This window comes from Streptomyces sp. SID5785, from assembly GCF_009870065.1.
GTDB lineage: Bacteria > Actinomycetota > Actinomycetes > Streptomycetales > Streptomycetaceae > Streptomyces.
Window position 1 is genome coordinate 1 of record NZ_WWIA01000770.1, and the last position, 2,174, is coordinate 2,174.

At 74.1% G+C, this 2,174-nt stretch carries 2 protein-coding genes; one reads left to right on the plus strand and one right to left on the minus strand.

What is annotated here, in order from left to right; genetic code table 11:
* The first annotated feature begins 263 nt into the window (after positions 1-263).
* Positions 264-1,466 carry an amino acid deaminase/aldolase gene (locus GTW43_RS25180; RefSeq protein WP_161304299.1) on the plus strand — a complete coding sequence of 401 codons (1,203 nt, stop codon included), beginning with the start codon at positions 264-266 and terminating at the stop codon, positions 1,464-1,466.
* 40 nt (positions 1,467-1,506) lie between these two features.
* On the opposite strand, the gene GTW43_RS25185 is transcribed toward GTW43_RS25180, so the two are convergent.
* A partial coding sequence (locus GTW43_RS25185) for a hypothetical protein (protein WP_161304300.1) occupies positions 1,507-2,174 on the minus strand: 668 nt, incomplete at its 5' end.

The following is a 2,174-nucleotide window of genomic DNA, read 5'->3' on the forward strand; positions in this document are numbered from 1 at the left end:
GGAAGCGCGCCGAGGGGACCGGGGCAGGGGGCTCCGTGGGCGCGGGCGGGACGGCGGCCGGGGGCCCGGTGGGCCGGGGCGGAGTGGCAGGGCGTGGCGGGACGCGCCGGGCTTCCGTGCTCATGCCTCCCCGTTTCGTCAGCCTGCGTGCGCGTCACTCTAACGGGCCCGGGCAGGTCAGCGGGGCATCGGTCGGCGGGCTCGGCCGATCTGCCCGTAACGTCCCTCTACCCCGGGGTAATCAGGTCTGGCAGGCTTCGGACATGACACCGCGCGCCGCCGACCGGGCCCGCTTCGACCGGGCCACCGCACATCTCGACGCTCCCGTCGCGATCGTCGATCTCGACGCCTTCGACGCCAATGCCGACGACCTGGTCCGCCGTGCGGCGGGGAAGCCGGTGCGGGTGGCGAGCAAGTCCGTGCGCTGCCGGACACTGCTCGAACGGGTGCTGGCGCGGGACGGGTTCGCGGGCGTCATGTCGTTCACGCTCGCGGAGTCCGTGTGGCTGGCGCGCTCCGGGATCGAGGACGTGCTGCTCGCCTACCCGTCGGCGGACCGGAGCGGTTTCGCCGAGTTGGCGCACGATCCGAAGCTGGCCGCCGCGGTGACCGTGATGATCGACGATCCGGCGCAGCTGCGGCTGATCGACGCGGCGCGGGACGGGGGGCGCGAGGAGATCCGGGTGTGCCTGGAGCTCGACACGTCGTGGCGGGTGCTGGGCGGCCGGGTGCGCATCGGCGCGCTGCGTTCGCCGCTGCGCACCCCGGAGCAACTGGCCGAGCTGGCCCGGGTGGTGGACCGGCGGCCCGGTTTCCGCCTGGTGGGTCTGATGGCGTACGAGGGACATGTGGCCGGGGTCGGCGACGCGCTGGCGGGCCGCCCGATGCGCTCGCGCGCAATCCGGCTCATGCAGGCGGCGGCGCGCAAGGAGCTGGCGGCGCGCCGCGCCGAGGTGGTGCGGGCGGTGCGCGCGGTGGTGCCGGACCTGGAGTTCGTGAACGGGGGCGGGACGGGCAGCGTCCAGCACACGGCGGCCGAGGACGCGGTCACGGAGATCGCGGCCGGATCGGGTCTGTACGTACCGCGGCTGTTCGACAACTACACGTCGTTCACCGGGCGTCCGGCGGCGCTGTTCGCCCAGCCGGTGGTGCGCCGGCCCGGGGTGGGTGTGGTGACGGTGCTGGGCGGCGGCTATCCGGCGTCGGGTGCGGCGGGCGCGGACCGGCTGCCGGTGCCGTACCTGCCGGAGGGGCTGCGCTACGACCCGCAGGAGGGGCCGGGTGAGGTGCAGACGCCGCTGCTGGGCGCGGCCGCCGACGACCTGCTGATCGGGGACAAGGTGTGGTTCCGGCACGCGAAGGCCGGTGAGCTGTGCGAGCGCTTCGAGATGCTGCACCTGGTGTCCGGGGACCGGGTGACGGAGACCGTGCCGACGTACCGGGGCGAGGGCTACACGTTCCTGTAGCGGAGCTTCGTGTGCCTGCCCTTCGTGTGGCCGCCCGCGCCTACCGGCTCGGGCCGAGGCTGCTGCCCACTCCCCCGCCGCCGCTGCCGCCGACCGGCCGGATGCCCTTGACGATCCTGTCGAGGTCGGTGAGCGGCGGGGACGCGTCGCTGACGTCGAGGGTGCAGCGCACGGCGACCAGCGCCCCGGAGCCGGAGCTCGAGGGGAAGACCACGGACTGCACGTAGCCGCCGGGCCCGGTCTTCGTGGTGACCTTCCAGCGGACGAGGTAGCCGGTGCGTCCGGCGACGGCGACCTGCCGGGCGGCGACGACCTCGTGGCCGGTCATGCCGCCGAAGGGCTCGCCGCCGCCCGGGGTCTTGTCGTAGGACGTGTCGGCGGCCTCCTTGACGTCCTTCTTCGCGAGGACCTCGGGGTCCGTCTCGTCGGTGCTCGTGACGGTGCGCGTGGAGACGGTGCCGCGGCGGCACAGGCCCCAGTCGTCCTCGGGGCAGTCGTAGGTGCCGGGGGTGGTGATGAACGTGTAGTCGTCCGCGACGTTCTCGGCCTTCTGCCAGCCGTCGAGCACGGGCAGCGTGATGCCGTTGAGTTCGTCGGTGACGCGCGAGGGGTCGTCGCTGGGCGAGGCGGCCGGGTGGCTGCTCGTCGGCGCGGAGGACTGGGCCAGCTCGGAGGGCGGTGCGGTGCGGGTCTTGGGGTCCTGTTCGT